Annotated in this window: 18 protein-coding genes and 1 pseudogene; 9 read left to right on the forward strand and 10 right to left on the reverse strand. The window is 74.0% G+C overall.

Annotated elements, in window-relative coordinates; all coding sequences use genetic code 11:
* Positions 1 to 208 precede the first annotated feature (208 nt).
* The 3 genes from Mco01_RS21230 to Mco01_RS21240 are packed head-to-tail and all read left to right on the forward strand — an operon-like array spanning position 209 to position 6,019.
* Positions 209 to 4,369: a hypothetical protein gene (locus tag Mco01_RS21230; RefSeq protein ID WP_204058646.1), complete on the forward strand. Its 4,161-nt coding sequence runs from the start codon at positions 209 to 211 to the stop codon at positions 4,367 to 4,369.
* Positions 4,370 to 4,379: 10 nt separating this feature from the next.
* On the forward strand, positions 4,380 to 4,841 hold the full coding sequence (locus Mco01_RS21235) for a PPOX class F420-dependent oxidoreductase (protein ID WP_204058647.1): 462 nt from the start codon (positions 4,380 to 4,382) through the stop codon (positions 4,839 to 4,841).
* 8 nt (positions 4,842 to 4,849) lie between these two features.
* Complete coding sequence (locus tag Mco01_RS21240; RefSeq protein WP_239103789.1) at positions 4,850 to 6,019, forward strand: MFS transporter; 1,170 nt, start codon at positions 4,850 to 4,852, stop codon at positions 6,017 to 6,019.
* 4 nt (positions 6,020 to 6,023) lie between these two features.
* Here Mco01_RS21240 and Mco01_RS21245 read toward each other — a convergent pair whose 3' ends face one another.
* On the reverse strand, positions 6,024 to 6,848 hold the full coding sequence (locus tag Mco01_RS21245; RefSeq protein ID WP_239103790.1) for an AraC family transcriptional regulator: 825 nt from the start codon (positions 6,846 to 6,848) through the stop codon (positions 6,024 to 6,026).
* Between the two features lie 93 nt (positions 6,849 to 6,941).
* Between Mco01_RS21245 and Mco01_RS21250 the strand changes: the two genes are divergently transcribed.
* Entirely contained in the window at positions 6,942 to 7,352 is a 411-nt protein-coding gene (locus tag Mco01_RS21250) for a DUF2000 domain-containing protein (protein WP_204058648.1), read from the forward strand.
* A 42-nt stretch (positions 7,353 to 7,394) separates the two neighbouring features.
* On the opposite strand, the gene Mco01_RS21255 is transcribed toward Mco01_RS21250, so the two are convergent.
* Positions 7,395 to 7,742 (reverse strand): nucleotide pyrophosphohydrolase, encoded by a 348-nt coding sequence (locus Mco01_RS21255; protein ID WP_239103791.1) that lies wholly within the window; start codon positions 7,740 to 7,742, stop codon positions 7,395 to 7,397.
* A 64-nt stretch (positions 7,743 to 7,806) separates the two neighbouring features.
* Between Mco01_RS21255 and Mco01_RS21260 the strand changes: the two genes are divergently transcribed.
* Positions 7,807 to 8,691, forward strand: a complete 885-nt coding sequence (locus Mco01_RS21260) for a phosphorothioated DNA-binding restriction endonuclease (RefSeq protein ID WP_204058649.1) — start codon at positions 7,807 to 7,809, stop codon at positions 8,689 to 8,691.
* Between the two features lie 3 nt (positions 8,692 to 8,694).
* Here Mco01_RS21260 and Mco01_RS21265 read toward each other — a convergent pair whose 3' ends face one another.
* The gene (locus Mco01_RS21265) at positions 8,695 to 9,126 is read right to left on the reverse strand and encodes an ester cyclase (RefSeq protein ID WP_204058650.1); all 432 of its coding nucleotides are present in this window, start codon (positions 9,124 to 9,126) and stop codon (positions 8,695 to 8,697) included.
* A 134-nt stretch (positions 9,127 to 9,260) separates the two neighbouring features.
* Here Mco01_RS21265 and Mco01_RS21270 point away from each other — a divergent pair, with 134 nt between their 5' ends.
* Both Mco01_RS21270 and Mco01_RS21275 read left to right on the forward strand, forming a co-directional pair.
* Positions 9,261 to 10,139: a GNAT family N-acetyltransferase gene (locus Mco01_RS21270; RefSeq protein WP_204058651.1), complete on the forward strand. Its 879-nt coding sequence runs from the start codon at positions 9,261 to 9,263 to the stop codon at positions 10,137 to 10,139.
* Between the two features lie 114 nt (positions 10,140 to 10,253).
* Positions 10,254 to 10,712 carry a nuclear transport factor 2 family protein gene (locus tag Mco01_RS21275; RefSeq protein ID WP_204058652.1) on the forward strand — a complete coding sequence of 153 codons (459 nt, stop codon included), beginning with the start codon at positions 10,254 to 10,256 and terminating at the stop codon, positions 10,710 to 10,712.
* A 102-nt stretch (positions 10,713 to 10,814) separates the two neighbouring features.
* Here Mco01_RS21275 and Mco01_RS40515 read toward each other — a convergent pair.
* Positions 10,815 to 11,718: pseudogene (locus tag Mco01_RS40515) on the reverse strand (pectate lyase-like domain-containing protein).
* Here Mco01_RS40515 and Mco01_RS21290 point away from each other — a divergent pair.
* Positions 11,648 to 11,818, forward strand: coding sequence for a hypothetical protein (locus Mco01_RS21290; RefSeq protein WP_204058655.1), 171 nt, complete (start codon positions 11,648 to 11,650; stop codon positions 11,816 to 11,818). The pseudogene Mco01_RS40515 and the gene Mco01_RS21290 sit on opposite strands and share 71 nt — an antisense overlap.
* A gap of 48 nt (positions 11,819 to 11,866) precedes the next feature.
* Positions 11,867 to 12,289 (forward strand): hypothetical protein, encoded by a 423-nt coding sequence (locus tag Mco01_RS21295; RefSeq protein WP_204058656.1) that lies wholly within the window; start codon positions 11,867 to 11,869, stop codon positions 12,287 to 12,289.
* A 231-nt stretch (positions 12,290 to 12,520) separates the two neighbouring features.
* Here Mco01_RS21295 and Mco01_RS21300 read toward each other — a convergent pair whose 3' ends face one another.
* The 6 genes from Mco01_RS21300 to Mco01_RS21325 all read right to left on the reverse strand — a co-directional run bounded on the left by Mco01_RS21300 (position 12,521) and on the right by Mco01_RS21325 (position 20,031).
* Positions 12,521 to 13,960 carry a GH1 family beta-glucosidase gene (locus tag Mco01_RS21300; protein WP_204058657.1) on the reverse strand — a complete coding sequence of 480 codons (1,440 nt, stop codon included), beginning with the start codon at positions 13,958 to 13,960 and terminating at the stop codon, positions 12,521 to 12,523.
* Entirely contained in the window at positions 13,957 to 14,823 is an 867-nt protein-coding gene (locus tag Mco01_RS21305) for a carbohydrate ABC transporter permease (protein WP_204058658.1), read from the reverse strand. Before Mco01_RS21305 ends, Mco01_RS21300 begins: the two co-directional genes overlap by 4 nt.
* Positions 14,820 to 15,836 (reverse strand): carbohydrate ABC transporter permease, encoded by a 1,017-nt coding sequence (locus Mco01_RS21310; RefSeq protein ID WP_239103793.1) that lies wholly within the window; start codon positions 15,834 to 15,836, stop codon positions 14,820 to 14,822. Before Mco01_RS21310 ends, Mco01_RS21305 begins: the two co-directional genes overlap by 4 nt.
* 70 nt (positions 15,837 to 15,906) lie before the next feature.
* Positions 15,907 to 17,199 (reverse strand): ABC transporter substrate-binding protein, encoded by a 1,293-nt coding sequence (locus tag Mco01_RS21315; RefSeq protein WP_204058659.1) that lies wholly within the window; start codon positions 17,197 to 17,199, stop codon positions 15,907 to 15,909.
* A gap of 378 nt (positions 17,200 to 17,577) precedes the next feature.
* Positions 17,578 to 19,011, reverse strand: a complete 1,434-nt coding sequence (locus Mco01_RS21320; RefSeq protein ID WP_204058660.1) for a sensor histidine kinase — start codon at positions 19,009 to 19,011, stop codon at positions 17,578 to 17,580.
* Positions 19,012 to 19,023: 12 nt separating this feature from the next.
* Positions 19,024 to 20,031 carry a hypothetical protein gene (locus tag Mco01_RS21325; protein WP_204058661.1) on the reverse strand — a complete coding sequence of 336 codons (1,008 nt, stop codon included), beginning with the start codon at positions 20,029 to 20,031 and terminating at the stop codon, positions 19,024 to 19,026.
* Positions 20,032 to 20,041: the final 10 nt, after the last annotated feature.

Here is a 20,041-nt window from a genome sequence, read left to right on the forward strand (position 1 = left end):
GATCTCGGATCGAGGTACGGATCGGGGAGAGCCAGTCATGCCGCGTCCCACAGGTATCCCACGTCTCCTCAGGAACGGCGTGGCGGCGGTCCTCGCGGTCTCCTCACTCACCGCGTGGGGGGCCGTCGAGCCTGGTCCGGCCCGTGCCTCGGCATACCCGGCCTTTGCCGTGTCCCTTCCCGCCGCCGGCTCGCCCGAACCCACCGGAGTGACCGACTCCACCGGCGTGACCGACCCCGTGCCGGCCCTGCCCTCCCGTACGGGAGAGCGGGTGGCGGTGCCGCGTGAGCCGTCGCTCGCCGCGCGGCCGGTGGAGGAGCGTCCGGTCGGCCCGGAGCCGCCCCCGGTAACCATCCCTGCGGGTCCGGTGTTCATGGACGGCGTCACGGCCGAGGTCCGGGCCCGCCTGTCGGCCGCCGGCCTGCCGTCGAGGGGCGGCGCGGCTCCCCGGCCCGAGGCGCTGCTGCCCGCCACGGGCGCGGCGGGCCGTCTCGGCGTCACCCGCCCCCCGGACGGCGAGGTGGCGCGGGCGGCGGAGACCGTCGGCGGGCTGGGCGGCCCCGACCTGACCAGGCTCTACCGGTCGCGGCCGGAGGGCGTGCCGGTGCTCACCTACCGGCTGTGCGCCGAGTCGCCGTCGCTCCCGGTCGCCTGCTCCGCGCCGCGGCCGCTCCTGCACCCGGCCGCCGCCGACGTGACCGGCGACGGGACGCCCGACGTCCTGGCCGATCTCGTGCCGGCCCGCGACCCGGGCGACGTGCTGCGGGCGGCGGACGCCCTCGCCGGTCACCTGCCGCTCGGCGGCTCGCCGGGACGCCGCGACCGCCTCGCGGCGACGGCGGCGGCGGGACTGGGCCTGCTCACCCGGCGGCTCCCGGGCGGGGACACCGCCGGGCGCGACCTGCGGGCCCAGGTCTGGGCGGAGTACTCCCTGGGCGACCGGCTGATCCGCGTCGGCGTCGACGGCTACCGCCGCGGGGCCTCGCTGTCCGACCTCGACTGGGGGCTCTACACCGTCACCCGCTCCTCGTCGGGGGCGATCGACGTGCGGGCCGACGTCCGGCATCGCGGGCCGGGGGCGTCGATCGCGACGGTCGCGGGGACGGCGGGAGCGGACGGCGGCCGGTCGGCCGGGGCGTCCTCGCTGGTCAGCCTCCGCCAGGCCCCGGTGCCGGAGACCCTGTCCGTCCACGCCCGGGTGGAGACCGCGACGTCCGCCGGCACGCTCACCGTCACCGTCTCGCGCCCGTCCGCGCTGGACGCGCTGGCGCTGTCCGGGGACTCCCACCGGTCCCGGGTCACCCGCCTCCTCGCCGACAGGGTCACCGGGACGGCGACGGCCCGGCTGACCCGGGCGGCGGACGGGGCGGCCGGCCTCAGCCTCGACTCCGGCGCCGCGATCGGCACGGCGGAGTTCGGCGCCTACGCCTTCGGCGGCGGCCGGCTCGACGGCGCGGCGGGGATCTCGGTCACCCGGCTGCCGGGACGCCTGCGGGCGCGCTACGAGCCGGGCCCGCGATCACGCCTCACCGTGGACACCGGATCTCCCACCGGCACCGGTGTGCGGATGGTCTACGCCGACCGCTCGGGGGCCGGCACTGCCTTCCGGGCCGCCCTCACGGACGTCCCCGGCCACCTCGAGCTCGTCCAGCGGGACGCCCGGCTCGCCCTGACCGCGTCCGGCGCCCTCGGCGGCCTCGACGCCGTCCTCCAGCGCGGCGGGGGAGCCGTGTCGTCGCCGCCCGGCGCCCACGTCACCGTGATCAAGGACGGCTCGCGGCTCGGCGTCTCCGGGCGCCTGTCGAACCTCGACGCGCTCGACGTCGCGTACGGCACCCGGCCGCACGCCGCGCTCCGGCTCGCCGCGGGCGGGCGGCCGTTCCTCGGGGCGGCGTCCGTGGACGGCCGGCACCTCGCGCGTATCGAGATCTCCGACACCCCGGCCGAGGTGGAGGTGGACGTCGACCCGGCGGCCCGGAAGGCCGTCTACCGCGCGAGCGGCACGATCGACCGGATCCGCGCGGCCTACGCCGACACCACGGCAGGCCCGACCATCGACGGCACGGTCGAGGGGGTGCGGTCCTCGGTCGCGGCGTCCTGGGACATGGGCGGTCGGACCGTGGCCGATGTGGCGACCCCCGCCGGCCTGCGGGCCATGTCGCTCTACGTCAACAGGCGCCATGTGACCTCCGTCGGCCCCCGGGGGCGGGACGACCTCTTCGTCACGGCCGAGGGGATCGGCGCCCACGTGGGCGTCGCGGCCGACCCGGCCGCCGGCGCCTTCACGTGGACCGCCGACCGGCCGGTCGCCTCGCTGTCCGCCTTCGCCCGGACGGGCGGGGTCCGGGTCGCGGCCCGGGCCACCGGGGTGCCCGCCCGCTTCGACGCCACCTGGGCCGGCGGGACGTACGCCGTCCGCGGCGTGTCGGGGCCCTTCGGCTCGTTGGCGATCGCGGTGACCGACCACGACGGGGCGACGGCTCCCACCGGCCCGCACGTGGCGGCGCACCTCGGCCCGGGACGGTTCGACGCGAGCCTGCGTCTCGACGGCCTGTCGAGCCTGCGGCTGAGCGACGGCGCGGGCGGACTCGACGCCGACGTGCGGGCCGCCCGCCAGACCGTCGCGCTCGACGTGGACGCCCTCCTGCCCGGAGACCTGCGCGCCGGGGCGCTGGGCACGCTCGGGCCGGTCCCCGGACACCTGCGGATCACCGCGGCCCCCGGCGGGGTCGTCGGCTACGAGACCGACGCGCCCATGGACCTGCGGGCGGACGTCTGGCTCGGCAAGGCCGCCGCCGTCGAGCGGGCCCCCGCCGTCCCCGCCGTGGCGAACGGCCTCGCCCTCGCCGACGCACGCTGCGCGGCGGGGTCCCGGGGCTGCGCCGCGGACGGCGGCCCGTTCTGCCGTACGGGTGGCTGCTTCGGGCTGCGCGGGACCGTGCGCCTGTCTCTTCCGGCCAAGGCGACGCTGGACCTGGCCCACAAGACGGTGACGTTCTCCGGTTACCGCGCGGCGGGCCGCGACCTGCAGGTGTACCTCGGCGGTAGCGCGCCCGGACCGGCGCCGTTCCGGGCGCTCGCCACGCTGCGCGGGCTGCCCGGCACGGTGACCCGCCTGTCGGTGGGGCCGTTCGGCGTCGCCGGCGGGTCCGGCGGCGGGACGGTCGACGTCGGGTACGCCGTCGAGCCCGCCACGCCCATGGCCTCGCTCGAGGTGCGCGGGGAGACGCGCGCCGGCGGCCGCACCGTGCGCGGCCAGGTCGTCGTCGAGAAGGTGCCCGCCTCGGTCGCGATCACGGCCGCCTACGGCGCGAGGACCCGCCTCACCGTGCGCGACTCGGCGCCGATCGACGCGCTCACCGCCCGCGTGACCGTGGTCCCACGAAAGGGAAGGCCGGGGACGGGCGGCGTCCGGTTCACCGGCGTCCCCGCGACGTTCGCCGTCGACGCGGCGGCCTCCGTGGCGGGGCTGCGGGTGCCGGCCCTGACCTACACGGCCGACGCGGCCACCCTCGACGGCACGCTCGCCGTGCAGGGGGCGCTCGCCAGGCTCGCGGTGCGGGGGGCGCGGCCGCTCGACTCGTCGATCTCCTTCACCGACCTCGCGCCGGACACGACCGTGCGGCTGAACGACGACCTGTCGATCGACCTCGCCTCCCGTCCGGTGCCGACCGGCTCGATCGAGATCCACGCGGGCCTCGCCGTCCCCGCGGTGCGGCGGCAGCGGGTGTCCTACCGCACCGGCATCCCGTACACCGGAGGGTTCTTCGGGCTGCGGATGAACGGCCACTACGGGGCGGGGCCGAGCCGTGTCGCGGACCTCTCGGTCGGCGTGCACGCCATGTCGTGGTTGCGGATCCGCCCTGGCCGGATCCCGTTCGGACTCGCCGCGCCGCCCGCGCTGGGGTTCCTGACGCCCGGCTTCGAGGGGGTCTACGACCACCTGGACATCCGTACGGACGGCGTCGACCTGCGGCCCGACGTGAAGCTCGCCGTCAGGATCGACCGCGCGGTGGGGGCGGACGCGTTCCGCGACACGCTCAGGCTCGGCCCGGCGACGTCCCTGCGCCTGCGGCGGTACGACGGCGTGCTGCGGCCCATCAGCGCACGGCAGCCGGTCGGCGTGGGTCCCGCCCGGCTGGCGTGCCTCACGATCGGCACCCGTCCCGGCCTCGCCGCGCCGCCGTCCACCGGCGCGATCACGCTGCGCGGCGCGGACGGTCCACAGGTGGTCAGCCTGCTCGACCCGGGCGGCCAGGTCCCCGGGTACGCGGTCGACCTGCTGGCCCACATGATGTCCCCGTTCGACGCGCCGGCCCTGGCGGTGACCGGGTTCACCCCGGGCGACTGCGCCGGTGACCCTCAATAGAGTTGGCGCCATGAGCCCCAGGATCGCCACCGCCGAGACCGTCTCCCGCGAGCAGCTGCTCGACTTCCTGCGCGACCGCCACCGCGCCGTCCTCATCACCACGCGGCGTGGCGGAGGCCCGCAGGCGTCGCCGGTGAGCTGCGGCGTGGACGCCGAGGGACGCATCGTCGTGTCCACCTACCCCGAGCGGGCCAAGACCCGCAACGCCCGCCGCGACGCCCGGGTCAGCGTGGTCGTCCTGTCCGACGACTTCGACGGCCCCTACGTCCAGGTCGACGGCACGGCCGAGGTGCTCGACCTGCCCGAGGCCCTGGAGCCGCTGGTGGACTACTACCGGTCGATCTCGGGTGAGCACCCCGACTGGGACGAGTACCGCGAGGCGATGGTCCGCCAGGGCAAGTCGCTGCTGCGGATCACCCCCACGCGCTGGGGGCCGGTGGCCACCGGCGGCTTCCCGCCCCGCCTCGCCTGACCGTCCCCGTGGTATCGCCGGGACGAGCGGGCGGGACGCGCCCGCTGTGGCCGCTCTACGCGGCCGGGTTCACCACGGCGTTCGGCGCCCACGGCGTGGCCGCCAACCTGGGCGCCGTCACCGGAGGCGTCGGGGGCTCGCTGCTCTACCTCGGCCTGCTGCTGGCGCTGTACGACGGCGCCGAGGTGGTGCTCAAGCCGGTGTTCGGGTCGCTGGCCGACCGTGTCGGGGCCCGTCCCGTGCTGGTCGGCGGCCTGGTGGCGTTCGTCCTCGCCTCGGCGGCCTTCGCGGCGGCCGGCGACCCGGCGCTGCTGTGGGCCGCCCGGCTGGGACAGGGCGCGGCGGCCTCCGCGTTCTCTCCCGCCGCGTCCACCCTCGTCGCGCGGCTGACCCCGGAGCCGGCGCGCGGCCGGGTCTTCGGCTCGTACGGCTTCTTCAAGAGCATCGGCTACACCACGGGCCCGCTCGCGGGCGGGGCGCTGGTCTGGCTCGGCGGCCCGCGGGCCCTGTTCGCCGTGACGGCCGTCGTCGCGGCCGCGGTGGCCTGCTGGGCGGCGCTCGCCGTCCCGGCGGTCCCCCCGCTTCCGCGGGCCCGCGGCACGGTGGCCGACCTGGGCCGCGCCCTGACTCACCCCGGTTTCCTGCGGCCGACGGCGGCGCTCGCGGCCGGGACGGCCGCGCTGTCCGTCGGCGTCGGCTTCCTGCCGGTCTCCGGAGCGGCCGACGGGCTCCCGCCCGTCCTGACGGGGGCGGCCGTCTCCGTGCTTGCCGTCTGCGCCGCCGTCGCCCAGCCCGTCGCCGGGCGGGCCCTCGACGCCGGACGGGTCACGGTCCGCCTTGGGCTCGCCGCAGGGCTGCTGATGTGCGCGGCCGCCTTCGCCGCGGCCGCCGTCCCGGGCGTCGCGGCGCTGCTCGCCGCCGCCGTGCTGGCGGGGGCGGGCGTCGGTCTGGTCACCCCGCTCGGGTTCGCGTCGCTCGCCGCGGCCACGCCGCCCGACCGGATGGGACGGACCATGGGCGCCGCCGAGGTCGGCCGGGAGATCGGCGACGCGGGCGGCCCACTCCTGGTCGGGGCCCTGGCCGCCGCCGGGTCCCTTGTCACGGGATATCTCGCGCTGGCCGTCCTCCTCGCCGCCGCCGCTGTCCAGGTGGGCCGCGCCCACCCTCGGGAACCCTGATCCCTCAGCCGGCGGCGTTCCGGTACTCCCCGGGCGTGATCCCGTACGACCGGACGAACCAGCGCGTGAGGTGGCTCTGGTCGGCGAACCCCGCCCGGACGGCGGCCTCGCTCAGCGGCGTGCCGTGGCCGATCAGGGTCCGGGCGTGCCGCAGCCGCAGCTGCCGCTGGTAGTCGCTGGGCGCCATCCCGTACACCGACCGGAACGCGCGGTAGATCGCGAACCTGCTGCACCCGGCGGCGGCCGCCAGGTCACCGGCCGTCACGTCCGCGAGGGGGGCCTCCCGCAGCCGGGCCCGCGCGCGTTCGGCCACCCGCCGGGTCTCGCGCTCGCCCGCCTCCGCCGGCCCCGGCCCCCGTACGGCGGCCCTGCGGACGATGGACGCGACCGCGGCGGCCAGCGCCTCCTCCCGGCGCAGGGCGGTCGCGGGCCGGATGAGCGCGCGGTGCAGGTCGAGCAGGTCGCGCGCGAGCACCCGGTCCTCGACGACGGGGCGGGGGAACAGCGGCAGCGCGCCGCGCCCGCCGGTCGCGTCGGCCAGGACGCCGGTCACCAGCTCGGGGCCGATGTGGACGATGCGGTAGGTGAACCCCAGCTCGTCGGCCGCGTGACCGTCGTGCGGGTCGTCCGGGTTGAACGCCAGCACCATGCCCGTGGCGCTCGTGTGCGAGGCGCCCCGGCAGGTGAACGCCTGCGCGCCCTCCTCCGTCACGCCGAATGAGTAGGTCTCGTGGCTGTGCCGGTGGTAGCGGTGCCGGGTGAAGTGGGCGCGCATGGCCTCGAGCGGCTGGTCGGCCGAGCGCCAGTAACGGGACCAGTCCTGTGCCACCTCCCCATTGTGGCCCGCACCGCGATCCCGCGATCCTGGTGGCCGCACGAGCGTTCAAGACGCGTTCGCGCAGGCCCGGTCACCCTGGTCCCCATGCGCTTCGACACCAAGATCGGTATCGTGGTCCGCGACGACCTGGCCGTGTGGCAGCGGCTCAACGTCACCGCGTTCCTGGCCGGCGCGGTCGCCGGCGGCGTCCCCGGCCTGATCGGGTCGCCGTACGAGGACGCCTCCGGCACCGCGTACCTGCCGACGTTCCGGCAGCCTGTCCTCGTCTACGTGGCCGACGCCGGCGGCCTGTCCGCCCTGCGCTCCCGCGCCGTCGCGCGGGGCCTGGACACCGCCGTCTACATCGAGGAGATGTTCACGACCGGCAACGACGACGACAACCGCGCCGTCGTACGGGCCGTCACGCCCGACGACATGTCCCTCGTCGGCCTCGCCGTCCACGGCCCCAGGAACGCCGTCGACAAGTCCCTCAAGGGCCTGCCGCTCCATCCGTAACGGGCCGGGTGCGCCGGGCCCGCTGGTTGTGGGCAGTGGGCGTCAGAGGGGTGGGGCCTTGCGGGCGGAGCCGCGGTAGAGGCCGGGGTCGTAGCGCCGCTCGCTCTCGTCGAGCTTGTCGTGCGCGGCCCGGACCAGGTCGACGCCGAGGAGGTCGGCGAGCCGTACGAGGTAGGCGGTCACGTCGCCGAGCTCCGCGCGGACCCGGGCCGTCGCCTCCTCGTCAAGCGTGGACGACTCCGCCGGCGTCAGCCACTGGAACTCGGCGACCAGCTCCCCGACCTCGCCCGCGAGGGCCATCGCCAGGTTCTTCGGCGTGTGGAACCGCTCCCAGTCCCGGGCCTGGGCGAACTCCCGCATCCGGTCCGCCAGCCGCTCCAGCTCACCCACGTCCGCTGACCCTACCCTCTTGCCCCCCGCCCATCACGGCCTGATCGGCCTAGAATCGTCGGCCGTGGACTGGGTGGAGCGCGTGGCCGGAGTTCGCCGGTGGACGCGGAACGGTGAGCGCGCGCCGCACAAACCCCTGCTCCTCCTGTACGCCCTCGGCCGCTACCAGCGCGAGGGGGCCGAGCCCATCTCCTTCAGCGCCGCGGAGGGGGATCTGCGGCGGCTGCTGAAGGAGTTCGGCCCGCCGCGGGACACGAGCCCCGGCTATCCCTTCCATCACCTGGCGAACGACGACGGCCTCTGGCTCGTCGACACGGCCGACGGCCGGGGCAGCCCGGGACCGGAGGTGGGCCGCTTACGGGAGAGCGGGGCGCGCGGCCGCCTGCATCCGGACCTGGCCGCGGCGCTGGCGGCGGACTCGCGGCTGGTCGCGAGACTGGCCCGGGTTCTCCTCGACGCGAACTTCGAGCCCTCGCTGCACGCGGACATCTGCCTGCTCGCCGGGCTGGACGTCGACGGCGCCGAGGCCGGAGGCCGCCTGCTGCGCGGCCGGCCGCGCCGTCCGGGGTTCCATGAGGAGGTCCTCATGGCGTACGAGTACTGCTGCGCGTTCTGCGCGTACGACGGCTGGCTCGACGGGACGGCGGTCGGGCTCGACGCGGCGCACGTGCGGTGGTGGGCCTTCGACGGTCCGGACGACCCCGGCAACGGCCTGTGCCTGTGCTCCCTGCACCACAAGCTCTTCGACAAGGGCGTGCTGGGACTGACGCAGGACCGGACGATCACGGTCTCCGCGAGGTTCGTGGGCAGGGCGGCGGCTGCCCGAGACATGGTGCTGGCCCTCAACGGGAGAGACGTGCGGGAGCCGCAGCGCGGGCTCGACGGGGTGCACCCCCGGCACATCGAGTGGCACGGCCGGCAGGTGTTCCGCGCGCCGGCGCGGGGGTGACGGTCAGGGGGTCTCGGGGGCGAGCTCGGCGCCGAGCTGGGCGTACAGCTCAAGCTGGTCGTAGAACACGCGGTGGGCGGCGATCAGGTGGCGGTCCATGGTCCGGGCGCCGCATCCGCGGATGCCCACACACCGCCCGGTGGCCGGCAGGACCTCGCCGCCCGGCATGAGGAACGGCCCCTCGTGTGTGCCGGTAAGGGTCCACTCGATGACCACGAGGTCGTCGAGGACGAGCGTGCTCCACGGCGTAACGCGCACATCGGGGAAGCCGGTGAGGAACGCCCCCAGGAACGAGGCGATCTCGTCGCGGCCCTCGCCCATGCCGCTCGGCGACACGTACACTGCTCCCGGCGTGTAGCACAGGAGTGCCGCCTTCAGGTCGTGCGCGTTGAACGCGCCGATCATGGCGTCCGTCACCTCGGGCAGGTCCGGCATGCGCGAGTCCCCCTCTCGCGATCGGAAGCCGGTGAGGGGCGTTCCAAGCCAGGGTATCGGGCCGGCCGGACCTCGCCTCGGGCCGCGGTGCCCGGGGGCGCTACCGCCGGATGGCCGTCGAGAGAAAGGTGCCCATGAAGCCCGCAGACCCGTCCTCCCTGCCCGTCCGCCGCCTCGGCCTCGACGACGTGCCCCGCTGCCTCGACCTGGCGCAGGACCGCTCCTGGCCCAGGGAGGAGCGCAAGTGGCGGCTCCTGCTGGAGTACGGCGAGGGCTTCGGCATCGACGCCCCGGACGGCGACGGCCTGGCGGGCACGACCATCCTCACCCGGTACGGCGGTACGGCGGCCGCGGTCGGCATGATGCTGGTGGCCTCCCGGTACAGCGGGCGAGGGCTGGGACGCCGTCTCCTGAACCACGCGCTGGCCGAGGCCGGCGACGCGACCGTGTTCCTGTGCGCGACGGAGTACGGCCGGCCCCTCTACGAGAAGCTGGGCTTCGAGACGGTCGACATGATCCATGCCTGCGTCGGCCGCTTCGACGCGGGCGACGGCGCGCACGGCGGGTCCGGCCGCGAGCGGAACGCCACGCGGCTCGCCGAGCCCGGGCGCGACCTGGCCGCGCTGTGCGCCCTCGACGCCGAGGTCTTCGGGGCCGACCGGTCCGGCCTGCTGGCCCGCCTGTTCGACTTCGCCGAGCAGGTCCGGGTCGCCGGGCGGGACGGGGAGATCACCGGGTACGGGGCGTCCTGGCGGAGCGGCGACAGGGTGTTCGTCGGCCCCGTCGTCGCGGAGGACGACGAGACGGCCCGCGCCCTCGTCACCGACCTGGCCCGGGACACAGACGTCCGGATCAGGATCGACCTCGGTGACCGCCGTACCGAGCTGATCTCATGGATCTCGGGACACGGCGTGCCGCAGTCGTCCACGACGGCGTTCATGGTTCATGGCGGGCGGGCGCTCCCCGGCGACCGGTCCCGCCTGGTCGCGTCGTTCATGTCGGCGCTCGGCTGAGCGGCGCCCGTCGACAGGGCCGCCCCGGCCGGGTTCGGTTCAGCGCTCGATACCGGGAAACCCTAGGAGAAAACGACCGTTTCTTACTAGATCGCGGCAATTTGTGAGGTCGCCATGAGCGCACGACCACCGGTTCCGCCGTTCACCGAGGAGACCGCCCGGCAGAAGGTGCAGGCGGCCGAGGACGCCTGGAACACCCGCGACCCCGAACGCGTCGCCCTGGCCTACACGGAGGACTCCGAGTGGCGGAACCGGGACCGGTTCGTGACGGGGCGCCGGGAGATCGTGGAGTTCCTGACGGGCAAGTGGGAGCGCGAGCTCGACTACGCCCTGCGCAAGGACCTGTGGTCGTTCAGCGGCAACCGGATCGCGGTGCGGTTCCAGTACGAGAGCCGGGACGCGGACGGCCAGTGGTGGCGCAGCTACGGCAACGAGCTGTGGGAGTTCACCCCCGAGGGCCTGATGAGCAGGCGGGAGGCGAGCATCAACGACGTGCCGATCGACGAGGGCGAGCGGCGCATCTTCGGCCCCCGCCCGGAGTCCGAGAGGGACGCGGGCATCCCGCTCAGGTAGGCCGGCCGCACCCACAAGCCGCCGCGCCTGCCACGACCGCACGGGCCGGGGATGACGGAACACCGGCCGCCCGGTGACAGACCGGTGTTCCGTCCCCTTTCGCTAGGGGTAGGAGACGAGGGTTGACTCGGTGTGCCCGGACCGCGCCGCGCCGCCCGTGGTGTTGACGACGTGGCTGATCGTGCCGGTGCCGCCGAGCGAGACCGAGATCAGGCTGTGGAACCGTACGTTCGGGGTGTCCGGCACCTCGAAGGAGCGGGCCGCGACCACGCCTGGGTTGACGTTGAAGTAGCAGTAGCTGCCCATGCCCCAGGCCTCGTGCCGGGTGACCGACGCCGCCACCTTGTAGGCCGCGTAGCCCTGGGTGGAGCCGTTCATCCAGGCGGACTGGTTCGGCGGGTCGTACGGCATCTCGTTCCGGAACATGTAGGTCCGCCCGTCCTCGCCGTTCCAGACGACCTGGTACTTCTGGTAGTGCTCGACGAACAGGCCGTACATCGTGACGCGGGCGCCGTTGACGATCAGTCCGGTGTCCGCCGGGTTGGTCGTCCAGCCGACCGTGCCGGGGTGGGAGTCGTCGGAGTGGTCGGCCCGCCACAGCCAGAGGTGGTCCCCGATCACGTCGGAGCTGTTGATCACCAGGCTCTGGGTGGCGCCCCGCGATCGGGTCGCCGATGCGGATGAACACGTCGTGCAGCGACGTCGGGTCGGCCGCGTGGCTCTGGCCCGACCCGGACGGTCCCACCTGCATGAGGACGGGTGAGGTGGTGGTCCCGGCCTCGATCAGCAGGCCGGCGATCTTCACGCCGTCGACGTCGGCGACCGACAGGGCCATGACGCCGTTGTCCGCCTGCAGCGTGGCCAGGCCGAGGCCGAGCACCACGGTGCCGGGGCGGGTCACCCTGATCGTGTCGGTCAGGTGGTAGACGCCGGGGGTGAACAGCAGGTTCTTCCCGGCGGCGAGCGCCGCGTTGACGTCGGCCGCGGTGGCGCCCGGCTTGGCGATGGAGAACTGGTCGATGGGGGTCGACGTGCCGGCCGTCGAGCCGCCGGTCCAGCTCGCGCCCTGGGCGCCGGTCCGCAGCGCGGGCACGAACATCTGGTAGGCGCCCGCCTGGTCGACGTACAGGAACGGCTTCTCCCGCGTCACCGGTGTGGCCGGCAGCGTCGTGTACGACGGGTTCGGGAAGCCGGTGGGGGGAGCGCCGGCCACTCCGGCGAAGACGAGGTTCCAGTTCTCCCCCGTCCAGCCGCCGATCTGGGAGTTGCGGGTCAGCCACTGCTGCTGCCCGCCCGAGTCGACCGTGCCGTCGATAGTGGAGTCGGAGATCCAGCCGCCGCTCGCCCAGCCGCCGTCGACGAGCGTGAGGCCGCCCCGCACGTGCATGCGCCGGTACGGCGCGGCCTGGGAGACCGCCCACCGGTCCTGGCCGCCCGTCGGGGTGACCGACAGGTTCTCCGCGCCGCGCCAGAAGTTCTGGGTCGCGTTGCCTTGGAACCAGTCGGCCTCGGCGTGCACCCGGCCGTTGATCGTGACGTCGTCCGGGGACGCGCCGAGCCCCAGCACCTGTGTGTAGAAGCCGACGTTGACGTCGACGTCGTACGCGCCGGGCTTGAACATCAGGCGCCGCCCGCCTCCTCCACGGGCTGCCACTGCTGGTTGTCGCCGCCGCCGTACGCCCAGAGCTGGACGGGTGCGGCGTCGGCCCTCGAGACGTTCGTTACGTATGGCCGCGTCACGATCGGATACGCCCGTCAGGGCGGTGGTGGCGCCCCGCTCCTGGAGCTCACGCCGGCTCCCGGACGGCTCACGCGAGCCCGTTGCGGCCGGCGACCTCCCGGAACCACAGCGCGCTGTCCTTGGGCAGCCGCCGTTGCGTGGCGAAGTCCACGTGGACGATGCCGAACCTGCGGGCGTACCCCTCGGCCCACTCGAAGTTGTCGAGCAGCGACCACACGAGATATCCGCGCACGTCCGCGCCGCCCTCGAGCGCCGCGTGCACGGCCCGCAGGTGCGAGTCCAGGTAGGCGGTGCGGTCGTCGTCGTGGACGTGCTCGGCGCCCTCGCCCGCGGTCACCACGTCGTCGAACGCCGCGCCGTTCTCCGTGACCATCAGCCCGGCGCCCGGGTAGTCGTGCGACAGGCGCAGCAGGTGACGCGAGAGCGCCTCGGGCACGACCGGCCAGTCCATCGCCGTCACCGGGACCTCGACGGCCGGGAACGCGATGCCCTCGCTGCCGGGGTAGGCCGGGTTGGCCGGCTCGCCGGGGCTCGACCGTACGACGCATGGGCTGTAGTAGTTCACCCCGACCAGCTCGATGGGCTGGTGGATGGTCCGCAGGTCGTCGTCGTGGACGTGGCTCAGCCCGGCGTGCCGTTCGACGATCTCCAGCACGGTGGCGGGATAGGTCCCGAGCAGCACGGGGTCGAGGATCTGCCGGGTGAGCAGGCAGTCGACGCGGTCGGCCGCCTCCGCGTCCGCCTCGTCGGGTTCGGCGGCCGGGTCGGCGATCTGGGCGGGCGTCAGCACCGGCGCGGTGTTGACGACCAGCATGATCTCCGGCGCCCCCGCCTCCCGCAGCGCCTGCGCGGCCAGCCCGTGCGCGAGCAGGAAGTGGTGCGCGGCGACGAGGGAGGCGGCGGCGTCGCGCCGCCCCGGCGCGTGGACGCCCGAGCCGTAGCCCAGGAAGGCCTGCACCCACGGCTCGTTGAGCGTCGTCCAGTGCCGCACCCGGTCCCCGAGGCGGGCGTGGACGGCGGCCGCGTAGTCGGCGAACCGGTAGGCGGTGTCCCTCGCCGTCCAGCCGCCCCGGTCCTCGAGCGCCTGCGGGAGGTCCCAGTGGTACAGGGTCACGTACGGCGTGATGCCGGCGGCCGCGAGCTCGTCGACCAGCCGGTCGTAGAAGTCCATGCCCCGGGGGTTGACCGGCCCGCTCCCGTCCGGCCGGATCCGGGGCCAGGCGACGGAGAACCGGTACGCCGCCAGCCCCAGCTCGGACATGAGCCGGACGTCCTCGGCGTACCGGTGGTAGTGGTCGCAGGCCACGTCGCCCGTGTGGCCCTGCGCGACCGCTCCCGGCGTGCGGGAGAAGGTGTCCCAGACCGAGGGGCCGCGGCCGTCGTCGCGCGCGGCCCCCTCGATCTGGTACGACGCGGTCGCCGCGCCCCACACGAAGCCGTCGGGGAACACCGCCCGTCCCTCCGTCAGCAAGGAAGGCAGGGTCCCCCGAGTGGTGGTCATGGTCATCCCTTCACAGCTCCTTGCATGATTCCTCCGATGACCTGCTTGCCGAGCAGCGCGAACACGATGACCAGCGGCAGCGTGCCGAGCGTGGTCCCGGCGAGGCTGAGGGCGTAGTCGCTCACGTAGCCCGCGGCGAGCGTCGACAGGGCGACCTGGACGGTGGGGTTCTCGGGGGTCAGCACGACCAGCGGCCAGAAGTAGTCGTTCCATGCCGACATGAACGTGAGCATCCCGAGCACGGCCGCCGCCGGGCGCGCGGCGGGCAGGGCGACGTGCCAGAACAGCCCCCACGTCGTGCAGCCGTCGACGCGGCCGGCCTCCAGCAGCTCGCCCGGCAGGGCGCGCGACAGGTACTGCGTCATGAAGAACACGCCGAACGCGTTCGTCAGGGCCGGCACGATCAGGGCGTACAGGGTGCCCGTCCACTCCAGCTTCACCATGATCAGGTAGAGCGGGATGATGCCGAGCTGCGTGGGGACCATCATCGTGGTGATCGTCAGCACCAGCAGGGCCCGGCTGCCGCGGAAGCGCAGCTTGGCGAACGCGAACCCGGCCAGCGTGGAGAAGAACATCACCGACGTGGCGATGAGCCCCGCCACCAGCACCGAGTTGAGCAGCGCCAGTGCGAAGGGGACGGTGTCGAAGACGCGGGAGATGTTGGCGACCAGGTTGCCGCCGGGCACGAGCGGGGGAGGCACGGACGCCAGGGCCGAGTTGTCGCGGGAGGCGACGACCACGCTGTAGTAGAGCGGCAGGGCGGAGAAGAACGCCACCCCCGTCAGGGTCAGGTAGGTCAGGGTGCGGCCGACGCCGCCGGAGGGGCGGCAGGGGCGGGCGTGCGCGCCGCCCGTCACCTGGGCGGTCATGTGAGGCTCCCTCTGGTGCGGCGGGTGAGGGCGTAGTTGACGGCCACGACGAGGACGATGAAGACGAACATCATCCACGAGACGGCCGAGGCGTAGCCGAAGTCGAGCTTGGTGAAGTTCTCGTAGATGTACAGCGCGAGCGTCTGGTACTGGCGATCCGGGCCGCCCGTCACGCTGTAGGTGCCGAACAGCAGCGGCTCGGCGAGGATCTGGACGGCGCCGATCGTCGAGGTGATCACGACGAACACGATCGTCGGCCGGATCATCGGGATCGTGATGCGGCGCAGCTGCGTGAAGGAGGAGGCCCCGTCGATCGTCGCGGCCTCGTACAGGTCCCTCGGGACGGCCTGCATGGCGGCCAGGAAGATCAGCGTGTTGTAGCCGGTCCAGCGCCACATGATCATGGTGGAGATGGCCGCGTGGGAGGTCGCGGTGCCCGCGTTCCAGTCGATCGCGCCGATGCCGAACCACGACAGCACCCAGTTGATCAGGCCGTAGTCCCGGCCGAACAGCTGGCTGAAGATGACCACGACCGCCACCACGCTCGTGACGTTGGGCAGCAGCAGCGTGACCCGGAACAGCGTCTGGCTCCGCAGCGGCCGGTTGAGGAGGTGGGCCAGCCAGATGGCGAGGGCGAGCTGCGGCACCGTCGAGAGGATCCCGATGGACACGGTGTTGAACGCCGCGTTCCAGAAGTAGGAGTCGCCCATGAGGGTCCGGTAGTTGTCGAGCCCGACGAACTTGTGGGCCTCCGACAGCAGACTCCAGTCGTGCAGGCTCACCCAGGCGGTGTACACCAGGGGAAACAGCCCGAACGCCGCGAACACCAGGAAGAACGGCGTCACGTAGGCGTACGGCGACACCGCCCGGTCCACCCGGTGCACCCACTGCCGGCGGGCCGTCCTCCTCATGCGGCCGGACCGCCCCTCCCCGTACGGCGGGGCCGGCTCCCTGCCGTGGGCCGGCGGCCCGGACCCGATCACCGCCACTCGATCGGCGCCATCAGCGGCCACGACGACTCCTTCACGTCCTTCGCCTGCCAACGGGAGGCGGCCGGCCCGCTCGGGCCGGCCGCCTCCGGGATCACTTGATGCGCTGCAGGTCGTCCAGCGCCTGGGTCCAGGAGTCCTGGGGGTTCTGCTTGCCCTGCTCGATGCGCTGGAGGGCGTTGCCGAAGGTCGTCAGCACGTCGCCGGCCTTGGGGCCCACGTACTGCGGCTTCAGCGCCTTGGCGGCGTCTGTGAAGATCTTGCCGGTGGGCGCGTCGTTGAAGAACGGGTTCGTGAACGAGGTGATCGTCGGGTCGTCGTACAGCGCCGGGATCGACGGCAGCGCGCCGGCCTCGGTGAACAGCCGCAGCTGGGAGTCCTTGCTGGTGAGCAGGTCGATCAGCTCGGCCGCCTCCTTCGGGTGCTTGCCCTGCTTGGGCGCCATCAGGTGCGTGCCGCCCTGGTTGCCGCCGCCACCGCCGGGCACCGCGGCGACGTCCCATTTGCCGGACGTCGTGGGCGCGGCGTCCTTGATGCTGCCGGTCTTCCAGGACGGGCAGATCACCGTGGCGAACGAGCCCTTGGTCAGGCCGGTGTTCCACGGCGGGCTGAAGGCCGCCAGCTTGGCGGACAGCCCCGCCTCGATCATCTCGGCGTTCAGGTCGAAGGCCTTCTTGACGTCGGGGTTGGTCCCGGCGACCAGGTTGTTCTGCTGGTCGTAGAACCCGACGGGGGCCTGGTCGACCATGGCACGGAAGTTCTCGCCCGGGCCGTCGAACCACTTGGCGCCGCCGGCGTTGGCGACGAACTTCTTGCCGGCCGCCATGTAGTCCTCCCAGGTCGGCCAGAGCCTGCCGACCTCGTCGCGGTCGGTGGGCAGGCCCGCCTTCTTGAACAGGTCGGTCCGGTAGCACATGGCCAGGCCGCCGACGTCGGTGCCGAGGCCCAGCAATTTGCCGCCGTCGGGGGACAGTCCCTGCTTCCACTTCCAGTCCAGGTAGTCGCCCTGGCGCTTGCCGAGCCCGTACTGGTTCAGGTCGTAGAACTTGTCGGCCATCGGGGTGAACTGGGCGATGTAGCCCGCCTCCACCGCCACCACGTCGGCCGCGCCCGCCCCCGTGGCCAGCTGCGTGGTCAGGTTCCGGTGGTGGTCGTTGAACTGCGCCCGCCGCTCCACGATGTCGACGTTGGGGTGCGTCTTCTTGAACTCCTCGTACAAGGGGGCGAAGTGGAAGTCGCTGAACAGCGCGACGGTCAGTTTGATCTTTCCGGCGGGCTGACCCGACGCGTTCGTACCGCCCGTTCCTCCGCCGCCACACGAGGTGGCGCCGACGAGAACGGCGGCGGCGAGCAACGGGGTCACGATCCTGGGGCTGAAGCTGCCCATGGACCCTCCTGGGGGGGCGAATATTTGATCATGGAGGGAGCGCTCTCTGGAAAGAGTCGCCCGCCTGGAGCGGGGTGTCAACGGGCAGAGGGTCGCCAGCTTCGTAACAAAACGGCACGCCGGGCCGGCCTCCGTAATGGAGCGTTTTCTCGAAATCGCCCGCATTCATGCAGGTCAAGAGCGGTCTTTTTGGGCTCTGCGGGCAATGGGGGAGCGCTCCCACTCACCTTGGGAACGGATACGGCGGGTTTCCGGCAGGTTAATCCCGGCCTTGACAGAACCTGAGGGAGAAGCGCACTCTCGTCGTGCGGGAGCGCTCCCCGAGTCATGAACAGGGTTGTGCCGCCCCGCTGTCGCCGTGCCGCGGGGGTCGCCCCCTCAGAGGTCGCCCGGCGCCGGCTCCTCCGGAGCCCCGGTCCCCGGCGGGGCCAGGGGAAGGCGCAGGACGAACCGCGCCCCGCCCTCCGCGCAGTCCTCGATGGACAGGGTTCCCCCGTGGGCGTGCGCGACCTCAAGGGCGATGGCCAGCCCGAGGCCCGTGCCCCCGTGGTTCCGGCTGCGCGCGGTGTCGAGCCGGGTGAACCGGTGGAAGACCCGCTCCCTGTCGGGTTCGGGGATGCCGTCGCCGTCGTCGGTGACGGTCAGCAGCGCGCCGTCCCCGACGCGGCGGACCTCGACCCACACGTTGCGCCGCGCGTGGCGCAGGGCGTTGTCGAGCAGGTTGCCGCAGGCGCGCCGCAGGTGGAAGGCCTCGGCCTCGACCTCTGTCCCCGGTTCGAGGCGGGCGTGGAGGAGGCACCTGGGCAGCCGCCGGGTCAGTTCCCCCCGTACGAGTTCTGCGAGGTCCAGGCGGATTCGCCGGTGGGCGCCCTCGGAGCCGAGGCGGGCGAGCAGCAGCAGGTCGGCGGCGATGGACTCCAGGCGGTCCACGTCGCCGAGCGCGCGCTCCAGCAGGGCCGGCAGGTCGGAGTCCTCGGGGTGGAGCTGGGCCTCCTCCAGTTGGGCGCGGAGGCCGGCGATCGGCGTGCGCAGCTCGTGGGAGGCGTCGGAGGCGAACTGCCGTTGCCGCTCGGCCATCCTCTCCAGGCATCTGCGTGCCTGGTCGAGCCGGCTCAGGGTGCCGTTGACGGTGTCGGCGAGCTGGGCGATCTCGTCCCGGCTGGACGGTACCGGCACCCGCCTGTCGAGGTCGCCGAGGTTGATCGAGGCGAGCTCGGCGCGGATGGCCTCGACCGGGCGCAGCACGCGGCCGGTGACGCGCCACGTCGTCCAGGCGGTCAGCGAGACGAGCCCCGCGACCTGGACGGCGAAGAAGGTGTCGAAGATCCCGGTGGAGACGAGGCCGGGGACGCGTCCCCCGGCGTACACGACGGGAGAGGCGCCGGACGTGCCCGCGAGGACGACCGAGAGGCGTACGCAGCCGACGCGGGGGTCGCCGCAGGACTGGACGTCCAGCCGGGGCCGTTGCGGGGACGGCAGGACGGCGGTCAGCGGCGGAAGCGTCCGGGCGGCGGCCGAGGAGTCGAGAACGTGGTGATCGGAGGTCACGACCTGGACCAGGTCGATGCCGGCGACGCGCGGGACGACGGGGTGGGTCAGCCGTCCCCGGAGCACGTCCTGCGCCGTGATCGCGGCCTGTGCCCGGGCCTGCCGCCACTCCATGTCGGACAGGCGCTGCCGCGCGATGGTCGCCGCACCCAGTCCCGTGGGCGCCAGGAGGACCACCGCGAGCATGGTCACCAGGAGGGTGATCCGGCTCCGGAGCGACAGGGAGCCGATCCGGAGGTGGGCGAGGCGGGGCACGGCGGGCATGGGGTGCGACCGCTAACCGTGATCGGTGGGGGGGCGGCAGGCGGAGACGTGGAGGCGGGCGCACCGGGGGAGGACGACGTTCACCACAGGCGCGTTCTCGGTCGCGCGGCCTCGTACGACGCGACGCCCGGCCGCGGAGGGCAGGCCGTTCGCGGGAGGAAGCCCCCCGGTGAGGAGCCCGTCCGCGACGGCTGCGATGTGCGCGCGTAGGAGCCCGTCCGCGACGAGCGTGGCCTTCGCGACGAGCCCGGCCTTCGTGACGAGCCCGGCCTTCGTGACGAGCCCGGCCTTCGTGACGAGCCCGGCCTTCGTGACGAGCATGGCCCTCGCGGCGGGCCGGGCGGGCCCGGGGGTGGGGAGGGCATGCATGGCGGGCCGGGCGGGCCCCGCCGCCGGCATGGGGTGGCCGTGCGCGGCGGGCCGGGCCTGCGCGGCGGACCGGGCGGGTCCTGGGGTGGTGGGGAGGGCGTGAGCGGCGGGCAGGACGTGCGCGGCGGGCCGTGGGGTGGGGAGGGCATGAGCGGCGGGCAGGACGTGCGGGGGCCGGGCGGGCCCGGCGGCCGGCATGGGGTGGGCGTGCGCGGCGGGCCGGGCGGGTCCTGGAGTGGGGAGGGCGTGCGCGGCGGCCGGCATGGGGTGGGCGTGCGCGGCGGGCGGGCCTTCGGGGGCGCGGCGCCGCAGCGGCGTGGGGTCGTCCCGGAGATCGCCGGACGCGGCGCCCTCGCTCAGCGACCCCTCACCCCGAGGCTCGGCGGCCCACTGCTCGCCGGTGCCCTGCTCCTCGAACGGAAACACGCCGGTCGCCTCGTCGGCCCAGAACACACGGGGCTCGTCGTCCATGAAGGGCATCTCCCCGTCGTCGCCGGGGACCGGTTCCGGCTCGTGGGCACCCGCGGCATGCCAGTCGCCCCCCCACGGGCGCAGCAGGGCGCAGCCGAGGATCGCCACCCAGAGGAGGACGCCACCCAGGGCGGGGACCAATATCGTGCCTGCGCCTATCGCCGCGCCGTAGTGCACCATGGCTGCTCTT

The organism is Microbispora corallina (genome assembly GCF_016863035.1).
Taxonomy (GTDB): Bacteria; Actinomycetota; Actinomycetes; order Streptosporangiales; family Streptosporangiaceae; genus Microbispora; species Microbispora corallina.

What these genes read in the sequence shown, in the direction of transcription:
- Mco01_RS21235 (WP_204058647.1), top strand. Translation starts at nt 4,380, where the DNA reads ATGAGCCCCAGGATCGCCACCGCCGAGACCGTCTCCCGCGAGCAGCTG.
- Mco01_RS21250 (WP_204058648.1), top strand. Translation starts at nt 6,942, where the DNA reads ATGCGCTTCGACACCAAGATCGGTATCGTGGTCCGCGACGACCTGGCC.
- Mco01_RS21265 (WP_204058650.1), bottom strand. Translation starts at nt 9,126, where the DNA reads ATGCCGGACCTGCCCGAGGTGACGGACGCCATGATCGGCGCGTTCAAC.
- Mco01_RS21270 (WP_204058651.1), top strand. Translation starts at nt 9,261, where the DNA reads ATGAAGCCCGCAGACCCGTCCTCCCTGCCCGTCCGCCGCCTCGGCCTC.
- Mco01_RS21275 (WP_204058652.1), top strand. Translation starts at nt 10,254, where the DNA reads ATGAGCGCACGACCACCGGTTCCGCCGTTCACCGAGGAGACCGCCCGG.
- Mco01_RS21300 (WP_204058657.1), bottom strand. Translation starts at nt 13,960, where the DNA reads ATGACCATGACCACCACTCGGGGGACCCTGCCTTCCTTGCTGACGGAG.
- Mco01_RS21305 (WP_204058658.1), bottom strand. Translation starts at nt 14,823, where the DNA reads ATGACCGCCCAGGTGACGGGCGGCGCGCACGCCCGCCCCTGCCGCCCC.
- Mco01_RS21315 (WP_204058659.1), bottom strand. Translation starts at nt 17,199, where the DNA reads ATGGGCAGCTTCAGCCCCAGGATCGTGACCCCGTTGCTCGCCGCCGCC.
- Mco01_RS21320 (WP_204058660.1), bottom strand. Translation starts at nt 19,011, where the DNA reads ATGCCCGCCGTGCCCCGCCTCGCCCACCTCCGGATCGGCTCCCTGTCG.
- Mco01_RS21325 (WP_204058661.1), bottom strand. Translation starts at nt 20,031, where the DNA reads ATGGTGCACTACGGCGCGGCGATAGGCGCAGGCACGATATTGGTCCCC.